Origin of the sequence: Peribacillus sp. NPDC101481, assembly GCF_044767165.1 — a bacterium.
Lineage (GTDB): Bacteria > Bacillota > Bacilli > Bacillales > DSM-1321 > Peribacillus.
Window position 1 is genome coordinate 1,519,317 of record NZ_JBIWNJ010000001.1, and the last position, 20,422, is coordinate 1,539,738.

22 protein-coding genes, 1 pseudogene and 1 riboswitch are annotated in these 20,422 nt (G+C 41.7%); of the genes and pseudogenes, 8 read left to right on the forward strand and 15 right to left on the reverse strand.

Annotated features, from left to right (window positions below; translation table 11 throughout):
* Positions 1-317: 317 nt before the first annotated feature.
* Positions 318-668, reverse strand: coding sequence for a hypothetical protein (locus ACIROD_RS07285; RefSeq protein WP_101223034.1), 351 nt, complete (start codon positions 666-668; stop codon positions 318-320).
* A gap of 525 nt (positions 669-1,193) precedes the next feature.
* On the opposite strand from ACIROD_RS07285, the gene ACIROD_RS07290 reads away from it, so the two are divergent.
* Complete coding sequence (locus ACIROD_RS07290; RefSeq protein ID WP_034309346.1) at positions 1,194-1,415, forward strand: DeoR family transcriptional regulator; 222 nt, start codon at positions 1,194-1,196, stop codon at positions 1,413-1,415.
* Between the two features lie 84 nt (positions 1,416-1,499).
* On the opposite strand, the gene ACIROD_RS07295 is transcribed toward ACIROD_RS07290, so the two are convergent.
* Positions 1,500-2,222 (reverse strand): pseudouridine synthase, encoded by a 723-nt coding sequence (locus ACIROD_RS07295; RefSeq protein WP_101223035.1) that lies wholly within the window; start codon positions 2,220-2,222, stop codon positions 1,500-1,502.
* 124 nt (positions 2,223-2,346) lie between these two features.
* On the reverse strand, positions 2,347-3,948 hold the full coding sequence (locus ACIROD_RS07300; RefSeq protein WP_230176692.1) for a putative polysaccharide biosynthesis protein: 1,602 nt from the start codon (positions 3,946-3,948) through the stop codon (positions 2,347-2,349).
* Positions 3,949-4,153: 205 nt separating this feature from the next.
* On the opposite strand from ACIROD_RS07300, the gene ACIROD_RS07305 reads away from it, so the two are divergent.
* Positions 4,154-5,419: a BaiN/RdsA family NAD(P)/FAD-dependent oxidoreductase gene (locus ACIROD_RS07305; RefSeq protein WP_260358629.1), complete on the forward strand. Its 1,266-nt coding sequence runs from the start codon at positions 4,154-4,156 to the stop codon at positions 5,417-5,419.
* A 172-nt stretch (positions 5,420-5,591) separates the two neighbouring features.
* Here ACIROD_RS07305 and ACIROD_RS07310 read toward each other — a convergent pair whose 3' ends face one another.
* The 3 genes from ACIROD_RS07310 to ACIROD_RS07320 all read right to left on the reverse strand — a co-directional run bounded on the left by ACIROD_RS07310 (position 5,592) and on the right by ACIROD_RS07320 (position 6,895).
* Positions 5,592-5,924 carry an MGMT family protein gene (locus ACIROD_RS07310; RefSeq protein WP_101223038.1) on the reverse strand — a complete coding sequence of 111 codons (333 nt, stop codon included), beginning with the start codon at positions 5,922-5,924 and terminating at the stop codon, positions 5,592-5,594.
* A 1-nt stretch (position 5,925) separates the two neighbouring features.
* Complete coding sequence (locus ACIROD_RS07315; RefSeq protein ID WP_402939088.1) at positions 5,926-6,486, reverse strand: MEDS domain-containing protein; 561 nt, start codon at positions 6,484-6,486, stop codon at positions 5,926-5,928.
* A 238-nt stretch (positions 6,487-6,724) separates the two neighbouring features.
* The gene (locus tag ACIROD_RS07320) at positions 6,725-6,895 is read right to left on the reverse strand and encodes a hypothetical protein (protein ID WP_402939091.1); all 171 of its coding nucleotides are present in this window, start codon (positions 6,893-6,895) and stop codon (positions 6,725-6,727) included.
* Positions 6,896-7,043: 148 nt separating this feature from the next.
* On the opposite strand from ACIROD_RS07320, the pseudogene ACIROD_RS07325 reads away from it, so the two are divergent.
* Positions 7,044-7,971 (forward strand): annotated as a pseudogene (locus ACIROD_RS07325) (SDR family oxidoreductase).
* A gap of 123 nt (positions 7,972-8,094) precedes the next feature.
* Here ACIROD_RS07325 and ACIROD_RS07330 read toward each other — a convergent pair.
* From ACIROD_RS07330 to ACIROD_RS07355, 6 genes are all read right to left on the reverse strand, one after another.
* The gene (locus ACIROD_RS07330) at positions 8,095-8,280 is read right to left on the reverse strand and encodes a sporulation protein Cse60 (RefSeq protein ID WP_048682016.1); all 186 of its coding nucleotides are present in this window, start codon (positions 8,278-8,280) and stop codon (positions 8,095-8,097) included.
* Positions 8,281-8,344: 64 nt separating this feature from the next.
* Positions 8,345-9,427, reverse strand: coding sequence for a tartrate dehydrogenase (locus tag ACIROD_RS07335; protein WP_402939094.1), 1,083 nt, complete (start codon positions 9,425-9,427; stop codon positions 8,345-8,347).
* A gap of 267 nt (positions 9,428-9,694) precedes the next feature.
* Positions 9,695-10,006, reverse strand: a complete 312-nt coding sequence (locus ACIROD_RS07340; protein WP_260358392.1) for a rhodanese-like domain-containing protein — start codon at positions 10,004-10,006, stop codon at positions 9,695-9,697.
* Between the two features lie 161 nt (positions 10,007-10,167).
* Positions 10,168-11,196: an NADH:flavin oxidoreductase/NADH oxidase gene (locus ACIROD_RS07345; RefSeq protein WP_402939099.1), complete on the reverse strand. Its 1,029-nt coding sequence runs from the start codon at positions 11,194-11,196 to the stop codon at positions 10,168-10,170.
* 165 nt (positions 11,197-11,361) lie between these two features.
* On the reverse strand, positions 11,362-12,204 hold the full coding sequence (locus ACIROD_RS07350) for an aldo/keto reductase (RefSeq protein ID WP_402939102.1): 843 nt from the start codon (positions 12,202-12,204) through the stop codon (positions 11,362-11,364).
* A gap of 181 nt (positions 12,205-12,385) precedes the next feature.
* Positions 12,386-13,591 (reverse strand): MFS transporter, encoded by a 1,206-nt coding sequence (locus ACIROD_RS07355; protein ID WP_402939105.1) that lies wholly within the window; start codon positions 13,589-13,591, stop codon positions 12,386-12,388.
* 187 nt (positions 13,592-13,778) lie between these two features.
* On the opposite strand from ACIROD_RS07355, the gene ACIROD_RS07360 reads away from it, so the two are divergent.
* The 3 genes from ACIROD_RS07360 to ACIROD_RS07370 all read left to right on the forward strand — a co-directional run bounded on the left by ACIROD_RS07360 (position 13,779) and on the right by ACIROD_RS07370 (position 15,864).
* Positions 13,779-14,150 carry a winged helix-turn-helix transcriptional regulator gene (locus ACIROD_RS07360; RefSeq protein WP_063232600.1) on the forward strand — a complete coding sequence of 124 codons (372 nt, stop codon included), beginning with the start codon at positions 13,779-13,781 and terminating at the stop codon, positions 14,148-14,150.
* A 227-nt stretch (positions 14,151-14,377) separates the two neighbouring features.
* The gene (locus ACIROD_RS07365; RefSeq protein ID WP_101223496.1) at positions 14,378-14,683 is read left to right on the forward strand and encodes a hypothetical protein; all 306 of its coding nucleotides are present in this window, start codon (positions 14,378-14,380) and stop codon (positions 14,681-14,683) included.
* A gap of 29 nt (positions 14,684-14,712) precedes the next feature.
* Positions 14,713-15,864, forward strand: a complete 1,152-nt coding sequence (locus ACIROD_RS07370) for a CAP domain-containing protein (protein WP_402939110.1) — start codon at positions 14,713-14,715, stop codon at positions 15,862-15,864.
* 89 nt (positions 15,865-15,953) lie between these two features.
* On the opposite strand, the gene ACIROD_RS07375 is transcribed toward ACIROD_RS07370, so the two are convergent.
* Positions 15,954-17,147: a nucleoside transporter C-terminal domain-containing protein gene (locus ACIROD_RS07375; RefSeq protein ID WP_101223498.1), complete on the reverse strand. Its 1,194-nt coding sequence runs from the start codon at positions 17,145-17,147 to the stop codon at positions 15,954-15,956.
* Between the two features lie 166 nt (positions 17,148-17,313).
* A riboswitch (purine riboswitch) is annotated at positions 17,314-17,414 on the reverse strand.
* Between the two features lie 255 nt (positions 17,415-17,669).
* On the opposite strand from ACIROD_RS07375, the gene ACIROD_RS07380 reads away from it, so the two are divergent.
* Positions 17,670-18,374, forward strand: coding sequence for a DUF421 domain-containing protein (locus ACIROD_RS07380; protein WP_402939113.1), 705 nt, complete (start codon positions 17,670-17,672; stop codon positions 18,372-18,374).
* Between the two features lie 102 nt (positions 18,375-18,476).
* Here the strand turns inward: ACIROD_RS07380 and ACIROD_RS07385 are convergent, their stop codons facing one another.
* The gene (locus tag ACIROD_RS07385) at positions 18,477-19,223 is read right to left on the reverse strand and encodes an alpha/beta hydrolase (protein ID WP_101223046.1); all 747 of its coding nucleotides are present in this window, start codon (positions 19,221-19,223) and stop codon (positions 18,477-18,479) included.
* A gap of 310 nt (positions 19,224-19,533) precedes the next feature.
* On the opposite strand from ACIROD_RS07385, the gene ACIROD_RS07390 reads away from it, so the two are divergent.
* Positions 19,534-19,854, forward strand: a complete 321-nt coding sequence (locus ACIROD_RS07390) for a PadR family transcriptional regulator (protein WP_101223047.1) — start codon at positions 19,534-19,536, stop codon at positions 19,852-19,854.
* Between the two features lie 397 nt (positions 19,855-20,251).
* Here the strand turns inward: ACIROD_RS07390 and ACIROD_RS07395 are convergent, their stop codons facing one another.
* A complete protein-coding gene (locus ACIROD_RS07395; RefSeq protein ID WP_402939118.1) occupies positions 20,252-20,401 on the reverse strand; it encodes a hypothetical protein in 150 nt (49 codons plus the stop codon).
* Positions 20,402-20,422 lie beyond the last annotated feature (21 nt).

The following is a 20,422-nucleotide window of genomic DNA, read 5'->3' on the forward strand; positions in this document are numbered from 1 at the left end:
TTATCTACAGTATGTAAGGTGTATCATGGCACATTCCTGTTGTCGACAAAAGAGGTTTCATCTAAATGTTAAAACAAAGTTGTTTGGAACGGAAGGTGCGAGACTCCTGCGGGAAAAGCGAGTCCAAGGGAGAACCCACAGGCGCAAGTGCGCCGAGGAGGCTCCCGGACCGCCCGCGGAAAGCGAGTGCCTGAAGTGGAAATCAACGTCTAAATTTGTACAAGCAAAAAAAAACTGTAGCCAAATTCGATTTTCATCGAGTTTGGCTACAGTCTGAAATGCCCTTTCATACCAGGGCATCTTGATGATCCAATTTATTAATTTACAAATAGATATAACTTCCTATGATATTCCTCAAATGCCTGCTGGTCCTTTTCCGTGTAGTCCATCCACTTCACTTTCTTGCATCTTTCCTCTAATCTCTCATTCAGTTCATCTTCTATTTCATTCATGAAACGAATGATTTCCCCATATGGCATGTTGAAATGACGGGCTGCGAGCCTTGGCGGAGAATGCTTTACCAGCAATCTCATGAATTGATCGACCGTGTCCGCCTTCGATGCAAGATAATCTTCCTCGTTCACAATGAATTCATACACTTGTTTTTTGACGCCAGAAAGTCTGGTTACTTCGTCGCGCAATAAAAACTCCATTAATCTTTCGTTCATATGGCTCTACCTCGAATTGGTTTATATTTAAATCCTCTTGGATATGTATGAAAAGTCTATACTGCCCGATACCTCATTATGACATCGTAACCGCAAGCCATCAAGCAATTCCTATACCAATACACAAAGCGTAATTGTTACGATTTACAATCTAACATGTATATGCCTTAAAAGTCAACGTTCGTTTTGTGCGGCATCTCAGGATGCATAGTAAGCATCCTGTATTGGAAAAATATGATCATGAACAAATGGAACAGCTCTTTATTAATTTTTCTATAGGTATAGAGAATAATTTTGTTAAAATTTGATATAATAAATGTAATATTTAGTCAATTAGTATCTTTTCCTAGAATTTGCTTTTGCAAAGGGGTAGAATGAAGCTAATGACATCTTATTTTTTCTAAATGTTTCCGAGGAGTTATAGGGTGGGTATAGCAAGTACATAGTGACAGCTGAAATGCTGTCCGACATATCGGTTGTTTTCATTTGTTCAAAATAACAATGAAAAGAATAAGGAGTGATTTTTTGAAACCTTCAACAAATCGCATGTTAACCCGTATTAAATCCGTTTATATGTTCATTAGTAATAACGGTACGGTTTCTACGCAAGAGCTTGTAGAAGAATTTGGCATCACTCCTCGAACTGTGCAGCGCGATTTAAATGTCTTAGCATACAATGACCTTGTTCAAAGCCCAAGCCGTGGCCTTTGGACGACAACAAGTAAAAAGGTGAAGATGTCATCGTAAAAAGAACGACCACCCGAACAAGATCGATATGTAAAATACTTTGAGGCAGACAATATTGTCCGCCTCATTTTTTGTATCCAGCTATCATTCAGTCGGTTGGCCTGCCTTTAACTGTTCAAGCTCCTCCGCCGTCAACTCACGGTATTCACCAAGCTCAAGTTCCTCATCAAGCTGTAAACTCCCCATGGAAAGACGCTTTAGGTAGACGACACGTTTGCCAACGGACTCAAACATCCGCTTCACCTGATGGAACTTTCCTTCCATGATCGTTAGCTCGATATCCGATGTCAGACCTGATTTTAAAATGTTCAATTCACCTGGTTTTGTTTCGTATCCATCATCCAAGGTCACGCCGTTGCGGAATGCCTCGATATCCCGTTCCGTCACTTCGCCATCAATGACCGCAAAATATGTTTTAGGGACATGTTTCTTTGGAGAAAGCAGTTGGTGGGCAAGCTTTCCATCATTCGTTATTAGCAATAAACCTTCTGTGTCCTTATCAAGACGGCCTACAGGAAATGGCTCGAATACCGAATCCTCCGGCTCCAAGATGTCGATGACCGTTTCTTGGTAGTTGTCTTCCGTTGCCGACAATACGCCTGGCGGTTTATTCATCATTAAATATATGAATTCCCTGTATTCAACCCGTTCACCATGAACCGTAACTATTTCCGTTTCAGGGTCCACTTGTTCCTTCGGGTCCTTAAGAAGCCTGTCATTGACCTTCACGGCGCCGGATTTCAGGAGCTTTTTCACTTCTTTCCTGCTGCCATAACCAATATTGGATAATATCTTATCTATTCTCATCGTTTCCTCCTAAAGCCTTTTTCAGTAAAAAGCCTTGCCCACTTAAATGTCAGGCAAGGCCAATATATTTTAATCTGGGGATTCAACATTCAATACCCTTTATTTTACACATCAAACTTCCAGCTTATAATCCTAATTTAGCTTTTAACCGATCGATCCGGGTACCGAACAAACGATGGGCAAGTTTGCTTTTCAAGGAAAGCGCCGCATAAATGAGCGCTCCAAAAATTGCACAAACGGCCACGATCAAAATCGCCTGGAAGCGCCCTTCCGTTGTAAGCCAAAGCGATAATAAACTGTTCATGCCCCATGCAGCCAGTCCCATTATTATTGAAAAAACTGTGATCAAAACAGATCTTCTGATGGTAAGGCCGTAACGATATCCAGTAAAGTAGGTAATGACATACAAATTCAGCAGCACAGCAGCCAAGTAGCCGAATGCCGTAGCATAAACGGATCCTTCCGTTTCAAACAGCTTGATCAACGGGATATTCAAGCTCAATTTGATTAAAAAGCCCACAAGCAGGCTGAGCACTGTATATTTTTGCTGATTGATGCCTTGTAAAATGGCCGCCGAAACGGAAAAAAGCGCAAATAAGATGGAAACGGGCGCATATGCCTTCAGGACACTGATTCCAAGTGGATCATGGCTGTAAAAGGCACTATAGATTGGATCGGCTAGCACCGACATGCCAACGACAGCTGGAATGGTAATGAACAACAAAATTTGGAAGGCTTGGTTCAGCTGGCGGTTTAACTCTTCCGAATCCTCGCTTACATATGCCTTCGTCACCGAGGGAAGAAGCGCCATTGAAAATCCGGTTGCAAGTGTCATCGGAATCAAGACAAGCTTCTGGGCATATACATTCAACACCCCAAGGGCATCTTCTGCGACGTGCTGCAAACCGATTGAAGACATCGCCTTATTGAAAGACAGCAAGTCCGCAAACTGAAACAATGGCATCGCGATTCCGACAAATATGAAAGGAATCGACGAAAGAAATATTTCTTTATAAATCTCCTTCAGGGAAATTTCCATCGTCCCCCGGTCTTTCTTCATCAAGCTGTCCAAATGGGGTTTTTGTTTTTTCCAATACCAAAATAACACCACTAAACCGCCGACAGCCCCGACCGTTGCCGCGAAGGTAGCTACTTGGATGGCTCTCACTAACTCTCCATCCAGGACATTCAAAACAACATACACACCGGCCAAAAGGAACACGATGCGGACAATTTGTTCGATAACCTGAGAGATGGCCGTTGGTTCCATCGCTTCATGACCTTGAAAGAAGCCGCGGATGATGCTCATGAACGGTACAAAAATCAAGGCGAAGCTGACCGCCCGTATGATCTCGGTGACATCACTGACATCTTCCTGCCTGACCCCAAAGACTCCAGTAAACAGCGGGGCCATCGTATAGAGAATCAAAAAAGCGAGAAAACCTGTGACAACCATTAATTTCAGGCTCGATTTAAATAACTTCTCACCGACTGCGTATTCCTCAAGCGCATTATACTTCGAAATGAATTTAGAAACAGCAAGCGGCATGCCTGCCGTTGCAAAACTAATGAAAATGGTATATGGAACGTACCCATATTGATAGAGGGTAGCCCCTTTATTCCCAACCATATGTTCAAATGGGATAACGTAAAATAAACCAAGTATCTTGGAAATGATCGCTCCCAGCGTTAATATAAAAGCCCCTTTTAAAAACTTAGATGACATCTAATCCCTTCCTGCCTCTGTCAGTTACGTTTCACACGCTCTTTATCTTATCATATTAAAGAATTTTTTCTATAGAAAACTACACTCAAGTTTATCGTTTTCGATGATAATACACAAACAAATAATTCCTTTTCTTCTACATTCGCAATCTGACGGGCTCTTGCTATATAATGAAGGGACTGAAAATGATAAAGTGGTGATCAATTTGAAATATGATGTAGTGGTAATTGGCGGCGGTCCTTCCGGATTGATGGCAGCAATTGCAGCCGGGGAAAAAGGTGCCCATGTCTTGTTAGTGGATAAAGGCGAGAAGCTTGGCAGGAAACTTGCAATCTCGGGCGGCGGACGCTGCAACGTGACGAACAGGCTCTCAATCGATGAAATCATTCAGCATATCCCTGGAAACGGGCGATTTCTATACAGTGCATTCTCAGAGTTCAATAATGAAGACATTATTCAATTCTTTGAAAAATTGGGCGTGGCTCTTAAAGAAGAGGACCATGGCCGGATGTTCCCTGTCAACGATAAAGCGCAAAGTGTCGTGGATGCCCTTCTGACGCGCCTGTCGAATTTAAAAGTAACGATCTATAAGAACTCCCCAGTTGCGGAAGTTCTCTATGAACATGGAAAAACCAGCGGTGTCCAGTTAAAAGATGGCCAGACCATTGACACGGATGCAGTCGTGATTGCAGTCGGCGGAAAATCAGTTCCCCACACCGGTTCAACGGGAGACGGCTACGCATGGGCTAAAAAGGCGGGACATACTATTACCGAGCTTTTCCCAACTGAAGTTCCCGTACTTAGCAATGAAACATTCATTAAAAATCGAACACTTCAAGGTCTCGCACTTCGCGATGTTTCATTGAGTGTCCTTAACCCAAAGGGCAAGGCCCTGATTACACACCGAATGGATATGCTCTTCACCCATTTTGGCGTCTCCGGTCCAGCTGTTCTAAGATGCAGCCAATTCGTCGTGAAAGCGATGAAAAAATGGAACCTGTCTGAAGTGACTATGAAACTCGATGCCCTGCCGGACCGAAACAAGGAAGAGGTTTTTCAAGATATCATGAAGGAAATCAAGGCCGAACCGAAAAAAGCCATTAAAAACACCTTAAAAGGCTTAGTTCCTGAACGATACCTTCACTTCCTGCTTGAGCGAAGCGGGATCGACCTTCAAGAACAAGGAGCTACGATATCAAATGAAAAAATCCGCCGCTTTGCAGAATTATGCAAGGACTTCCAATTCGGAGTGCACGGCACCCAGCCGCTGGAAAAAGCCTTCGTCACGGGCGGCGGCGTATCCGTCAAAGAAATACATCCAAAGGAAATGGCATCCAAACTAATGGACGGACTGTATTTCTGCGGTGAAATTCTGGATATACACGGATACACAGGCGGCTATAATATCACATCGGCATTAGTAACCGGAAGACTCGCCGGAATGAATGCTGCCATGTATGCCCGTTCATAATTCGTAAAAGAGGCTGATCCGCTTGGATCAGCCTCTTTTAATGCGATTTCGTAAGCCTATACATCCATTCGGTGTTTATTGGGCTTTGATTCAGGCGAAGATGCGGTTATTTGGGTCTTCACCGTACTTTTTTGGGCCGTACCCGCGACGCCTCTATTATCCGGCTTTTTGTTTAAAATATTTCTGGATGATGGCGAAAGGCTTCAAGATCAATGGTATTCCGTTTCGTGAAAGTGACGCCTTCACTCTCGAGCATCGCCTTCTGGTGTTCTGCGGCTCCCTCCGCTTTTATGCCGATTTCTCCTTTGGCATTGATTACCCGGTGCCAAGGAAGGTCATGCTTTTTGCTGCTTGAATGAAGGATCCTTACGACCTGCCTTGCACCGCGCGGACTTCCGGCGAGCTGTCCAATTTGACCATATGTCATCACTTTACCGGAAGGGATTTGTTGTATGATATTAATTACCCGTTCAGTAAAACTTTCCAAATAACTCGCCCCTTCCATTCTATCCGTTTGCTAAAATCGTGATTTTTTCATCGGTTATCAGGACCCCATGATGCTTGATCAAGTTTATTTTAAGCTCGGCAGGCACTCTGCAGTCATCGTACGCACAAACAGAAATCAATCCTCGTTCCTTGATCAATTTGTCGATTCCTTTTTCATATTCTCCTATCGCTAAGGTGGCTTGATCGTCATGGCCCCATTCAACATGGCCCCAAGTCCGCACGTGCTGATTGCGTTCAGTATATGTAACGATATTTTCCAAGAAATAATTAACCATCGTCGAAGGATGGAAGTTTCCATGAAAACAATAAAAATCAAAATTGTTCATAAGATGCACTTGCTCCAATTGCTCCTCATTTAAATGAAGCTGCAATTTCTTGTACACAAAAGGAAAGATACGGTCATTTTCGACGACCAGAAGATGGTCTCCCTGTTCAACACCCTCAATGATGAATGTTGCCTCATTTTCAATGTAGGCTTCCAATTCATTAAAACAGTATAAGATATGTCCACCATCCGATTGCTGTAGATTTTCTATTAGTTGTTTCATATTGTTATCCAAAATGGATCTCTCCTTTAAATACACCAATCCGCTCTATGTATTATGTATAACTTTACCTATTATCTCCGTGTTTGTAAAATTCATAGATAAATATAATCAGTTTTTCTTAATGACATCTGTTATGATCCGGAACTTAGTTGAATCGAATTGAGGCTGCTTTTAGTCCACTCATCGAAAGACCAAGGCAGCCCATTTCAGCAAACTCCTTTCTTCATGCATTCCCCCTGGTACGTTGACCTTAAATCACGGGATAAAACGGCACATAGCGCGGGTTATAATAATATGGCGGTCTTGGTCCTATCAGCGGCAATTCAAAGGTATTTGGGTTGGAATCATATAACAACTCCACTTTTTCATCAGATTGATCGACCAATAACAATTTCACTTCTTCGCTATAATAATATGGCATATTGAGGCCTCCAAAAACTTTTTTTCTACACTTCAGCATATTCGAGCTGTACGGCAACGAGCCGGTACCCATACATGTTCTTCATGCACGGCATATACCTGATCGTCATAGAGTAATCCGACTAAATTCTTTTTTAGGAGGACTCCTCATGGCAGAAGATAAGAAAAAGAAATCATCATGTGAAGGCTATCCCATGCATCCGAATTATGGAAAAATCACTCGTTATCAAGACGTCCCCATCACGGTTCCGGAGCAACGCCAATTTCGCCAGCCTGGTGTAGAAAAATTAATGGTGCCACGGCCCATCATCGAAAATCCCAATTATAAGGGCAGTGGAAAATTAACAGGCAGTGTCGCATTGATAACTGGCGGAGACAGTGGAATTGGCGCTGCGGCTGCCATCGCTTTTGCTAAAGAAGGCGCAGATGTTTCCATCGCTTATCTGGATGAACATGAGGATGCCAATCGGACTAAAACGAGAATTGAAGAGCTTGGACAACGTTGCTTACTGCTGCCTGGTGACTTAAGGGATAAACAGCAATGCATCAAGATCGTGGAAGACACCATCGAAACATTTGGAAAGCTCAATATTCTTTGTAACCACGTGGGTATTCAATTTCAACAATTAAGCTTGCTTGATATTACGGATGAGCAATTCGATGATACCTTTAAGGTGAATATCTATTCCCACTTCTACACGACCCGTGCTGCCCTTCCCCATTTAAAAGCTGGGTCCTCCATCATTAATACATCTTCTGTCGTGACGTTTAATGGGAATAAGCAATTAATTGATTACACGGCGACTAAAGGGGCCAACATTGGTTTTACCCGTGCCTTGGCAAACAGTCTTGTCGATCAAGGCATCCGGGTGAACGCCGTTGCACCCGGAAGGTTTTGGACACCCCTCATCCCGGCAAGTTTCTCGGCAGACGAAGTGACAAGTCGATAACCCGATGGAGCGTCAAGGCCAGCCATTTGAACTGGCTCCCACCTTTGTCTATCTCGCTTCTGATGATTCCCGTTTTGTGACAGTACAAACACTTCATGTCAACGGCGGGGAAGCGACATCGTCCTAATTTCCACATCGTATATGCTCCCTTCCGAGGAAGTCAAAATTCTGATTTCCATAAAAAAAAGACTACCTATTGCCTGCCAGCAAGCAATAGGTAGTCTAATGTTGATTATAGGCCAGCCGGCCTTTATTTTTTTTTATAGATGATCATCGCACTAAAACAGTAGATCTGTTCCTCTTCCTCTTCACCTGTAGTGGCGACATTGTATTTGATATCGACTATTTGATTATCACGAATATCTTCAAGGAAAAAGTTCATTTCATCCTCAAGATCCTTTTCATGCTCATAATCAAATAATTTGACTTGTATCATCGGCTCTCCCCGCCCTTTTACTATAATGATAGTTATTGTGCAGGATGCCCATTTTTCAAAAATATTATACTTGATTTGTTTGTAAAGCGGATATTAATGCAACCACTTCATCCCCGACTTCTCCTGAAGAAGCTGTCCCGCCCATATCAGGGGTGAGCGCCTTTTTATCGACCATCACCTGTTCGATCACGTCCAACACTTTAGCACCCCAAACCTCATGTCCAAAGAAATCGAGAATCTGACTGGCGGACCATATGGCCGCAAGTGGATTGGCAATGCCTTGATGTGCTATATCCGGGGCTGAACCATGGATCGGTTCGAACATCGAAGGATAAATCCGTTCCGGGTTTAAATTGGCACCGGCCGCCAGTCCCATCCCGCCTGCAATGGCAGCACCTAAATCCGTGATGATGTCACCAAACAAATTGGAGGTGACCACGATTTGAAACCGTTCGGGCTGCTTGACAAAATACATGCTTGCAGCATCGACCAAATAGGAATTCGTTTCTACATCCGGAAACTCCTGTCCAATTTCTTCAAAAACCTGATCCCAAAAAACCATTGAATAATTCAAAGCGTTCGCCTTGCTTATACTCGTTAGCGTCCTGCCCGTCTTACGCGCAAGTTCATACGCATAACGGATGATCCTCTCCGTCCCTTTTCTTGAAAAGACCCCCGTCTGCAGGACGACTTCTTCCGGCTTGCCTTTAAAAAGCCAATCACCGGCACCGGAATATTCCCCTTCACTGTTTTCACGGATGACAACCATATCGATTTGGTCCCGAGTCACGTCTTTTAATGGACAGGGTGCACCTTGAAGCAATTTAACGGGTCGAACATTCACATATTGATCAAATCCCTTTCTGATTTTCAGCAGAAGTTCACGTAAAGAAATATGGTCCGGGACACCAGGATAACCGACCGCCCCAAGATACACAGCGTCAAACTTCATCAGTTGTTCAAGTCCGTCGTCGGGAAGCATTTTACCGTGCTCAAGATAATATTCACAGCCCCATGGAAAATAGGTGAACTGGAAAGAAAAATCCCCGGCAATTGCAGCTACTTCTTTAAGGACCTTTACACCCTCATCAATCACCTCAGGGCCTATCCCATCACCCGCAATGACCGCTATTTTATGAACATTCATGCTTCAACTCTCCTTTTTCTATATTTTCTGATTTTAACCCCCTAATTTTAACATATAATTTATACATTCCAGTTAGAAGAGGTCCATACAGAAAAAAGAGACCTTTCATGATGAAAGGTCTCTTTTTTTACGCCTTCAAATATGCGCGTCTTTCTGCATATTCACGGCACTGTGAACAAACCATGATCTTTTTTCTTTCTTCATTCAAATAAACCGTCACATTCCTGGATTTACGCTTACAAAAGTAACAGGTCTTTTTGAGGAACCTCACTTAACGATGACTTCGCCGTCCCATTCAAGCATTCCGCCAACCATGTTTGCCACTTTATATCCTTGTTCCTGAAGATAATGGCATACATTTTCACTGCGGCGTCCTGAACGGCAGATAAAAATATATTCTTTTTCTTTATCAAAATAGTCAAGGTTTGCCGGGATATCATTCATGCGAATATGTTTAGCGCCTTCGATCATTCCCTCTTGCACTTCTTCGTCTTCACGAACATCGACAAGTTCCATCGCTTCTCCTGCCTCAAGCTTAGCTTCCACTTCTTCAGTTGTAATGACTTTGATTTCTTCCATAATTAGCACCTCGAATTATCGTTTGATTTATCTTTTTCATTATAGCAAAATTTCCAGTTAAACATCACGTAATCGATTTCCTGATGAAAATTCCCTCAAGCCTGACTGTAAAAACGCCGGCGAATATATTATTCGCCGGCGTTTTAAAGCATGAATTCGTATTAATGCTTGAATCCCAGTTGATATTGTTCAGGGATCTCCGTTTTTTTATTCAAAGCTTTAGATGCTTCCAATGCCCAATAAGGGTTTCGCAGCATTCCTCTGCCGACGGCAACCAAATCCGCTTCTTCATTACCTATGATTGAATTTGCAAGAATCGGATCATCTAATCTACCTACGGCAATCACCGGAATATCCAAAGCTTTTTTGATTTCCCTGGCCAACGGAGTTTGATAGCTGGCATGGGTACCAGGCCTTCCGTCTGCTCCAATCGGGCCTTCTCCTCCAGAGCTCACATGGAACATATCGACGCCTGCTTCTTTAAAGACTTGTGAAAATGCAATGCTTTCTTCAATACCATATCCGCCTTCAACGTATTCTTTTGCAGAAATGCGCATGATTAAAGGCATGTCGGCAGGCATTTCGCTTTTCACTGCTTTAATGACTTCCACTCCGAATTTTGTCAGGTCTCTTCCATATTCATCATCACGTTTATTCGTAAGCGGTGATGTGAATTGGTGGATTAAATACCCGTGTGCACCATGTAATTCGATTACGTCAAATCCTGCTGTAACTGCCCTTCTGGCCGATGCCCGGAATTTATCGACCATTTCCTTCACTTCTTCCGTTTCTAAAGCTCTTGGTGTTTTGTACGCTTCATCAAACGCAATGGCTGATGGTGCCACCGGCGTTTCCGCATCCTCCGCTTTACGGCCTGCATGGGCAATTTGTATTCCGATTTTTGCACCGTATTGATGAACTTCCTTAACGATGTTGGAGAAAGCCCCAATTTGATCGTCGGACCATAATCCAAGATCGCGATTCGAAATGCGCCCATCAGGCTCCACATCGGTCATTTCAACTATAATTAACCCCGTACCGCCAACTGCCCTGCTTACATAATGCTGATGGTGCCAATTCGTTGGTATACCATCTTCCGCTTCGACGGAGTATTGGCACATCGGCGGCATGACGATCCTATTCTTCAGTTCAAGTTCTTTTATGCGATAAGGTGAAAATAAATCATTCATAATTTTTTATCTCCTTTTTTATATAATGCATGCACATGCATTTATATCATCCCAGTAATACTGTGTCAACTAATCAGATTCCCGAAGCTGTCATTGTAAATTCCGATGCAGAAATCCATAAAAAAAGAGAAAGACGGATATCCCGTCCCTCTCCTTCATACTTAATTAAAAGTCGAAATTATCAGGATCTGGACCAACACGGTGATTCTGATTCAATCCATCAATTTGGTTCATTTCCTCTTCTGTCAATTCGAAATCGAATACAGTTGAGTTTTCGACAATACGATGTTCTTTAGTTGATTTTGGAATCGTTACAATCCCATTTTGTAAATCCCAGCGTAAAATGACTTGTGCAACAGACTTGCCATGGTTGGTCGCAATTGCTTGTAATACTTCATTATCCAGCAGTTCACCTTGCATCAAAGGAGACCATGCTTCAAGTTGTATTCCTTGTTCCTTACAAAATGCCTGAACTTCTTTTTGAGTTAAACGCGGATGGCATTCCACTTGATTGACCATCGGCTTCACTTCTGCATCTTCCATCAAATCTTTTAGATGGTGAATTTGGAAATTGCTCACACCGATCGCCTTTACTTTTCCTTCTTTATATAAAGTTTCTAACGCTCTCCAAGCTTCTTTATATTTCCCTTCCACTGGCCAATGGATAAGATATAAATCCAAGTACTCCAAGCCAAGTTTCTTTAAGCTTTTTTCGTAAGCCGCGATTGTTGATTCAAATCCCAAATCAGCATTCCAGACTTTTGATGTTACGAATAATTCTTCCCTCGAGATTCCAGCTTCTTTCAATCCCTCACGGATCCCTTGTCCAACCCCTTCTTCATTTTCATAAATGGCAGCCGTATCGATGCTGCGATAACCATGTTTAATGGCCACTTTAACTGCATTTACCAGCTCCGGTCCTTCTTCCACCTTAAATACGCCCAATCCGAACCAAGGCATTTTAACTCCATTATGCAACGTAGTTGTATCTTGTAAATTTTTCACCATTATACTCTACCTCCAAATTTTCTCTTCATTGTTTTTTAAGATTGTAATGCGTTTAAGTATCAGTATCATTACATCCCTTCAAGGAACCTTCCATCATTCGCTGAAGGGATGCAATGATACTTGGTTATTGATACTCTAAACGCATAGCATGCTTTTTCTAACATGCATCACTTTTTCATTCCTATGCTATTTTGTCCGTTCCCTTGGCACGGTCTTTACTTTCCAAGGCCCGGCTCAAGCCTGTTAAAATCACTGCTGCAAACACCATGACTCCACCTATCCACGCTGTATGGATCAGTCCGATCGAATCGGTAATCACCCCTCCTAAGTAGGCACCAATGGCGATTCCCGCATTGAAGGCGGCAATATTGATGGCTGAAGCCACGTCCACTGCACTCGGCACGAAACGCTCCGCTAACATGACGACATAGACTTGAAGCCCTGGAACATTCATGAATGCAAACAATCCCATTAAAATGATCGTAATTAAACCAGCTATCTTAAACGGTGCCGTGAAGGTCAAGACCACCAGTACAATGGCTTGTATAAGAAACATATAGAATAGGGCATTAATAGGATTGCGATTGGCCAATTTCCCGCCGAGAGTATTCCCTATCGCTATGGCTACTCCATATACTAGCAAAATCAAGGCCACAGTTCCTTCTTTAAACCCTGTTACTTCCTGAAGTAATGGCGACAGGTACGTGAAGACAACGAATGTACCTCCGTATCCTAACGCTGTAATGATGAATACTAACAGCAAACGTCCATTCGTCACCAATTTGATTTGGTCACGGAACGTCGTCCGTGCAGCTTTTCTTAAATCGGATGGGACAAGGATGCCATTTCCGATGAAAGCTATCAGGCCGATTGCCACAATGATGATGAAAGCGAATCTCCAGCCGAATTGCTGCCCGATGAACGTTCCAAACGGAACTCCGGTCACCGTTGCCACCGTTAGACCTGTGAACATGATGGCGATGGCACTCGCCCTGCGGTTTTCAGGGACCAAATCAGCCGCAATCGTAGCGCCGATCGACATGAAAATACCATGTGCAAGCGCTGAAATGACACGTGCGATCAATAATACACTGATCGTGGTCGCAGAAGCCGCCAATGCATTTCCGGCAATGAACACGACCATGATCCAAAGCAATAAGGTCTTTCTCGACATATTCGATGTAAGGGATGTAAGGATAGGTGCCCCGAACATGACCCCCAAGGCGTATAGAGATACCGTCAACCCCGCCGTCGTGACTGTAATGTGTAAATCTTTAGAAATGAGCGGTAATAATCCCACGCTGATGAACTCGGTTGTTCCAATTGCAAAGGCGCTGATCGCTAAAGCGAGCAATGCCCATGTACTTCTATTTTTATTTGAAATCATATCCTCTTCTCCTTCTTGTTGTTTTGTACTATCATTGAAATTGCCTAAGCAACTTTTTTATAAATGGTACAGTGGAATTCGGTGTGCAAATGTTATTATGAGATATAATACAAATAAAAAACAGTACGTACTTTAAAGTAATATAGGTACCTTAAAGTTCCTATAAAATAAGGAGAGTATACAAAACATGCAAAAAAAGAAGTACAATATATCCGTTGAAGCAACACTGGAAGTACTGGGCGGGAAGTGGAAATGCGTAATCCTCTGCCATCTGACTCACGGAAAAAAGCGGACTAGTGAATTGAAGCGCCTAATGCCAAACATCACCCAAAAAATGCTGACTCAACAATTGCGGGAGTTGGAACAGGACGGTGTCATCAATCGGATCGTTTATAACCAGGTCCCCCCAAAAGTGGAATATGAATTAAGTGAGTATGGACAAAGCCTGGAAAGCATCCTATCCGCACTATGTACGTGGGGGGAAAACCACATAACCAGGGTGTATGGTGATAAGTTTTCCGTTCTAGAGGAAAGTGTATTGAATGATCAATTAAAGTAATCTTAAACAAAAAGGATTAGCTTGAAGTAGCTAATCCTTTTTTGTTTATAAAGAATTCTCCTGGTTTAACCAATAATTAAAGCTAGCCCCATATTCCCATAAATTCCCCATCAAGAGGCACCTGTTTTATTCCCCTCCTTCTTTTTGGTATAATATGTAATATCACATCATTTAAAGTTTTTATTTTTTAATCGAAGAAGTATAATGGTGAAACCAAGGAGTGACATATGAGGGTCTTATTAGAATTGATACGCATCATATTAATATTCGGGATAGCCGGCACAATCATTTCGAGCATTGTAAACGGCATATATATAAACATAGGAGTGAATCAGTATGGCTGGCTAGGATCGATTGCGATACTGATTTTATTATTCGTCTGGTATAGAAATAAACTTCAGTTCAGTGGCTGGTACTCGGGAAAAGGGAAGGAAAAGCTTCCAAAAACAGCCTCACAAATACTCATTCTGTGTTCACTATTTTTGTTATGTGCCCCACCTGTCTTAAGTTTTGTGCCGATGATCTTTCATTAAACGGGATTTATATCCTGGATAGAGCAGGAGTGATCGATTTGCGGAAATTGTTTAATATTGTGGTCCTCATACTCCTACTCTCTGGATTATGGTATGGATATGGTAAAGATATTCAGGAGTCTGGATTCAAAGCAGGGGTTAGTGCCTTTGCTTCAGATGTTCGTTCCTTTATAAACGGGCCCGAGGTTTCAACCGCTTTGGAAAAACTGAGTACTGGAGTCAGCAGCCTGATTGGCTCGCTGTCGGAAACATTGGATACCGCTTCTGAAAAAGAATTGCAGGAAACGGAAAAAGTGAAAAAACCAGCACTGGAAGCACCTGGTGATGCATCCTTCTCAGTCCGTAATATCGAAATTGGCGATACGAAGGATGATGTAGAAAAATTGGCTGGTAAAGCAAAACGGAATACGCGAAATGAATATGGCGTGGACTGGTTCGCCTATCACGAAAATTATCAAAACTTCTTCATGGTTGCCTATGATAACAACAATAAAGTTGTTGGTTTATATACGAACCAAGATTTGATTTCCTCAAAGGAGGGCATTAAACGCGGCACACCCAAAGAAACCGTGACTGGGAAAATGGGGGAGCCTGTAACAAAACTGCTTAAAGGAAACGTCTATTACCAAATTCGAAGTGACAGCGGCGAATACGATATGTTTGAAATGGATAATAGCTATGTGACCATTTTTTATGACAAACATGAGAAAAATACAGTCACGGCAATCCAAATCATCGACGCAAAACTCGAAAAGCAAAAGAGCGGCTATTTTGCAGAAGCCGGTCCTGGATTAAAGAAGGGCTTTGAATATCAATTATTCGATTTGACCAATGCCTCACGGGTCAATCATGAGCTCTCAGTGCTTTCATGGGATAAACAAGTGAAGGTCACTGCACAGGATCATAGTTCAGATATGGCCGTTAATCAATACTTCAACCATACAAACCTTGAAGGAGAATCCCCTTTTGACCGGATGGAAGATGACAAAATCAATTTTCGAATGGCTGGGGAAAACCTGGCTGCCGGTCAGAATAGCAGTATCTTTGCCCATGAAGGCCTAATGAATTCCATTGGACACAGGGAAAACAAATTACAGAAGGATTTTGAATCGCTCGGTGTCGGAGTTGCCTTCGATGAGGAAGATAAACCATATTATACGGAAAACTATTTGACGAAATAAACGAAAAAGCTGTGCAAGGGAAAACCTGCACAGCTTTTTTCATATAAAAGAGGGCACCCATTCATAAAAATGGATGCCCATGTGTTAAATCACCAAACGAATAATCCAACGACCATGGCACTTAGCAAGGAAACAGCCATCCCGCTAACCAGCAGCTTCCAAACATTCCTTCCGATAATGTTCGATTTCTCATCATTGAGAATGGAATTGAATGTTCCATAAATCATGCCCACTGTACTGAAGTTGGCAAATGACGTCAGATAAGTGACAGCCACAGCAACTGTATGCGGAGGCAGTGTACTGACTTTATCTTTTAAATCGAGCAAGGCAACGAACTCATTTGTGGCAAGCTTGATTCCCATCAATTGAGCAACATACATGGCATCATGTCCAGATAATCCAAGCAAGAATGCAAATGGACTAAAAATGACAGAGAAAATCTTTTGAATGGTCAATCCATCCACGAAGAAACCGAAAATGCCGTTTACGCTGGCCGTTAACGCCACATAGCCAATAACCATTGCCATGATAACGAAGACCATTTTGGCCCCAACCAGCATACTGTTGGAAATGGTGGAAAAGAAATCTTTACGTTCCTCCTTGGAAGGTACATAAACGACGTCTTCTTCTTTACTGACATCGACAGGATTCAGCATGTTAGCTATCAGCAGGGCATTTAAGCAATTCAAAGGTATCGCTACAAAAACATAGGTTGCCGGTACCATGGACAGGTAGGCTCCAATGATTGAACCGCTGATGCTGCTCATGCTCATGATTCCAAATGTCAAAAGACGCTGATCCTTAATCGCACTGAGCTGAAGGCGGAGTACGGCAAGTGCCTCAGTATTTCCTAGGAACATCATCTGAATCGAAAAGAAACTCTCAAGTTTTGGCAATCCGGATACTTTTGAGATGAGCCATCCCACTTTATCAATGATCCAGGTAAGTATACCGAAATACGATAAAACATCAAAAAACGTGATAATGAAGATAATTGGCATCAATGCGCTGAAAAAGAAATCCACTTGTTCATTTGCCATAAGTGAAGGAAAGACAAAAGAAATCCCTTCATTCGCACATTCAATCAACCAGGTGAAGAATGAAGCGATCAGATTAATGACCCACGCCCCAATTTTTGTCGATAACATGAACCATGTGATAAGCAATTCTAGAACCAGCAAGGTAAGAATGGCTTTCCACTTAACGTTCCTTTTATTAGGTGAACAAAGGTAAACGATGCCCATTACAACTAAAACACCTAATATATTCAATAAGAAATACATGCTTTCATCCCCTTTGGCTATATCATTTCCCATTCGTTTTTTTTATATAAAAAGCCCTCACCTTTTTACACCTTCAGCCGCAGGAAGAAAGTGTGAAAAAGTAAGAGCATCCATTCAAACATGTTATATGGATCACAAGCGAACCAACATGAACCTGTCCATCTCTTCTATATTCATACTTCCTTGTAGTCCGGCATTACGGCTGCCAGGTAGAAACTATCAGACCATCGTCACTGATATTATACAAGGATATTTTTTAAATAAATTTCTTAGGAAAGATATCATTTTAAATCAGTTTATTTTTAATTACAATACGTTTTAAAGTTGTTATATTAATATAAATTTTTTGAAAACATTTAAGAAAGTCTCAGAAGGACCGAGGTTGGGTAATACTTAAGAAGGAGGTGGCTTAAACTATAAACGGTTCCATCTAAAGATGTCTTAAATACGCTTCCCAGTTGTTTCAATTCATCCTACTGACCATTACATCTCCTTTAAAGGAAATAAGGACGTGAATTTTTTGTGGAATTTTTTAATAGCCAGGAAACTCTTACTGCAATCCAGTGGACTTTAAGAGCCATTATATCCTTCATCTTCTTACTTTTTTCGGTTAAATTGATGGGACAACGGTCCATTTCGCAGTTACGGTTACTTGATTTCATAATGGCATTAATTATTGGAAACATTCTTGCTCACCCTTTATCTGATGAACAGTTAGGTTTGGAGGGCTCAATGATAACAACAGGTGTATTGGTCATTTTATATATAATTAGTGTGTTTACAAGCCTTAAGTGGGGTAAACTCCGAAGGTTTTTTGACTCTGATCCCCTTCCCCTTATCGAAAATGGACAAATCATATACAAAAGCTTGGCAAGGGCCCGAATTTCGATCGATGTTTTATTATCGGAATTAAGAAAAGAAAAAGTCAAAGATATTCAAAAAGTATCACTCGCACTATGGGAACCAGATGGTACCATTTCATTGTTCTTATATCCTCAATATGAAGCGGTAACCCCAGCAGATATGCACCTAGCAACAAATGCCTTCACATTTCCTAAAACGATTATTAAAGAGGGAAAGATTGATTCTAAAGAATTAAATCGGGGCGGCAAGGACGAAGCATGGCTGAAAAACAGAATCAAAATAACATATAATGCCGACGTGAACGATATTTTATTGGCAACCATTGACAATAATGATGCCTTAAAGGTCTTTTTCTACAAATAAATCTTCAGCCAAAGTAAAATCCCCCTCAAGTATAGTGTAAAGCCTACTTATGAATGCAAGCTTTACACATATTAACTTAAAGGGGATTTATCAACTCGCTTATTACTCCGACCAGTTCAGTGTATTTAAGAACTTATACACATCTTCATACACCTGTTCACGTTCCTTGCCCAATGTGATAATATGACCTGAATTTTCATACCATATCAAGTGTTTATGCTGCGTATCGACTTCATTGAAAATCGCTGTAGCACTCTCCGTATAGTCAGGATCATCCAAGCGCCCTTGTAAAACAAGCGTTGGTGATGTGATTAAATCTAAATTTTCACCTGTCTCATTTATAATATTCAGCACATCTTTAAGTTGAGGCATAGGCTCTTCTTCCAGCAGCTTCACTTCTGCAGCAATTTGGTCTGCATTTTTGCCCTCAAACTTCTTATAAGCCTGTGCATAATTGAGCAAGCGGTTCTTTTGTCGATCGATACTTTTCCCTTGCGTCGGAGCGCACATTGAAACTACGCCTTTTACAGGCAATTCAATTCCCACTTTTAATGAGAAAACTCCTCCTAAAGAAATTCCTACAACAGCAATTTCTTCATAGCCTTCTTCTTTAAGGAATTTATAGCCATTAACTACATCTTCCCACCATTCCTTTGGACCAGTCTTAACGAGTTCCTCACCAGATACTCCATGCCCTCTATAAAGAGGTCCGTGGCAAGTATAGTCAAGATCATTCAAGTATTTCCCTAATTTCTTCATATCTCCTGTACTTCCGGTAAACCCGTGAAGTAAAAGAACAGCTCTCTTTCCACCAATATATGTGAATGGCTCTGGTGCTTTCACTTTCATCTATCTAGGACCTTCTTTCTTTGCTCTTGTTGATAAATAGAATCTAAATGATTTTTGAAAAAAAATCAATTAATACCCCTTGAGTAGTGATTCTTCTATCCTATTCCGTATTTTCATTAAAACAATTAAATCATGTATATAGTATCCTTACCACACTCTTCACAACTCATCCGTTCCGAAGCACATTTTACTATGATTAAATTTATTTAGCAATCGTCATTTAACCATTTTTTTTTAGAAAAGTAAAATGCACCTTGTGATACGATGTACAACGTATTACACTTTAGAAATGAAAAGGAGGAGAATTTATTTGGATAAAGAATTAATGAAGGGAAGCATTGACCTCCTTTTGCTTTCACTTCTTTCACAAAAAAAGCTATACGGCTATGAAATCACGAAGATCTTGAAGGAAATGAGCATGGGCAAATATCAAATAAGTGAAGGCACCCTCTACTCCGCCCTGAAACGGTTAGAAAAAAAAGAATTCATAAAAGGCCATTGGAAAGAGTCCGAGTCAGGCCGCAGGAAATATTATCATGTCACCGAAAATGGACAAACCGAACTTGAACGGAAGCGAGAATGCTTTTTCTTCCTCGAAAAATTAGTTCGGAAAACCACAGAGCAATTCTAAACAAAATACAAAGCTTCCTAGCCCCAATAATGGAACGGTGCAGGAAGCTTTTTTTGATGTTTACTCGTGAATTCGTCCTGCACTCATAATTTCGCACTGTTTATTCGTGAATTACTCTTGAGTTCGCACTGTTTACTCGTGAATTTGCGCTGTTTACTCGTGAATTCGTACTGCACACTTAGTTCGCACTATTTAATCGTGAGTTTTTCACGTTTACTCGCGAGTTTGCGCTGTTTACTCGTGAGTTTCGCACTTTTACTCGTGAGTTTGGACTGTTTACTCGTGAATTTTGCACTTTTACTCGTGAATTCGTACTGCACACTTAGTTCGCACTATTTAATCGTGAGTTTTTCACGTTTACTCTTGAGTTACTCCGTTAACGCGCAAAAAAAAGGACCTAATTTGGTCCTTTTTTGTCAATTCCTTTATGCTTGCGATAATTGGCGCAGGAGAGCTTCATGCATTCCCCTTGAACATGGGGGCCATATTTTTCACGAAAGGCCTCGAGGCAATAGCATTTATCTTCTTCCTTTTTGGTTCCTTCCATCGAGTGCACCCCTCCTGGCAT

What these genes read in the sequence shown, in the direction of transcription:
- ACIROD_RS07285 (WP_101223034.1), bottom strand. Translation starts at nt 668, where the DNA reads ATGAACGAAAGATTAATGGAGTTTTTATTGCGCGACGAAGTAACCAGA.
- ACIROD_RS07295 (WP_101223035.1), bottom strand. Translation starts at nt 2,222, where the DNA reads ATGAGAATAGATAAGATATTATCCAATATTGGTTATGGCAGCAGGAAA.
- ACIROD_RS07300 (WP_230176692.1), bottom strand. Translation starts at nt 3,948, where the DNA reads ATGTCATCTAAGTTTTTAAAAGGGGCTTTTATATTAACGCTGGGAGCG.
- ACIROD_RS07310 (WP_101223038.1), bottom strand. Translation starts at nt 5,924, where the DNA reads ATGGAAGGGGCGAGTTATTTGGAAAGTTTTACTGAACGGGTAATTAAT.
- ACIROD_RS07320 (WP_402939091.1), bottom strand. Translation starts at nt 6,895, where the DNA reads ATGCCATATTATTATAGCGAAGAAGTGAAATTGTTATTGGTCGATCAA.
- ACIROD_RS07330 (WP_048682016.1), bottom strand. Translation starts at nt 8,280, where the DNA reads ATGATACAAGTCAAATTATTTGATTATGAGCATGAAAAGGATCTTGAG.
- ACIROD_RS07335 (WP_402939094.1), bottom strand. Translation starts at nt 9,427, where the DNA reads ATGAATGTTCATAAAATAGCGGTCATTGCGGGTGATGGGATAGGCCCT.
- ACIROD_RS07340 (WP_260358392.1), bottom strand. Translation starts at nt 10,006, where the DNA reads ATGGAAGAAATCAAAGTCATTACAACTGAAGAAGTGGAAGCTAAGCTT.
- ACIROD_RS07345 (WP_402939099.1), bottom strand. Translation starts at nt 11,196, where the DNA reads ATGAATGATTTATTTTCACCTTATCGCATAAAAGAACTTGAACTGAAG.
- ACIROD_RS07350 (WP_402939102.1), bottom strand. Translation starts at nt 12,204, where the DNA reads ATGGTGAAAAATTTACAAGATACAACTACGTTGCATAATGGAGTTAAA.
- ACIROD_RS07355 (WP_402939105.1), bottom strand. Translation starts at nt 13,591, where the DNA reads ATGATTTCAAATAAAAATAGAAGTACATGGGCATTGCTCGCTTTAGCG.
- ACIROD_RS07360 (WP_063232600.1), top strand. Translation starts at nt 13,779, where the DNA reads ATGCAAAAAAAGAAGTACAATATATCCGTTGAAGCAACACTGGAAGTA.
- ACIROD_RS07365 (WP_101223496.1), top strand. Translation starts at nt 14,378, where the DNA reads ATGAGGGTCTTATTAGAATTGATACGCATCATATTAATATTCGGGATA.
- ACIROD_RS07375 (WP_101223498.1), bottom strand. Translation starts at nt 17,147, where the DNA reads ATGTATTTCTTATTGAATATATTAGGTGTTTTAGTTGTAATGGGCATC.
- ACIROD_RS07385 (WP_101223046.1), bottom strand. Translation starts at nt 19,223, where the DNA reads ATGAAAGTGAAAGCACCAGAGCCATTCACATATATTGGTGGAAAGAGA.
- ACIROD_RS07395 (WP_402939118.1), bottom strand. Translation starts at nt 20,401, where the DNA reads ATGGAAGGAACCAAAAAGGAAGAAGATAAATGCTATTGCCTCGAGGCC.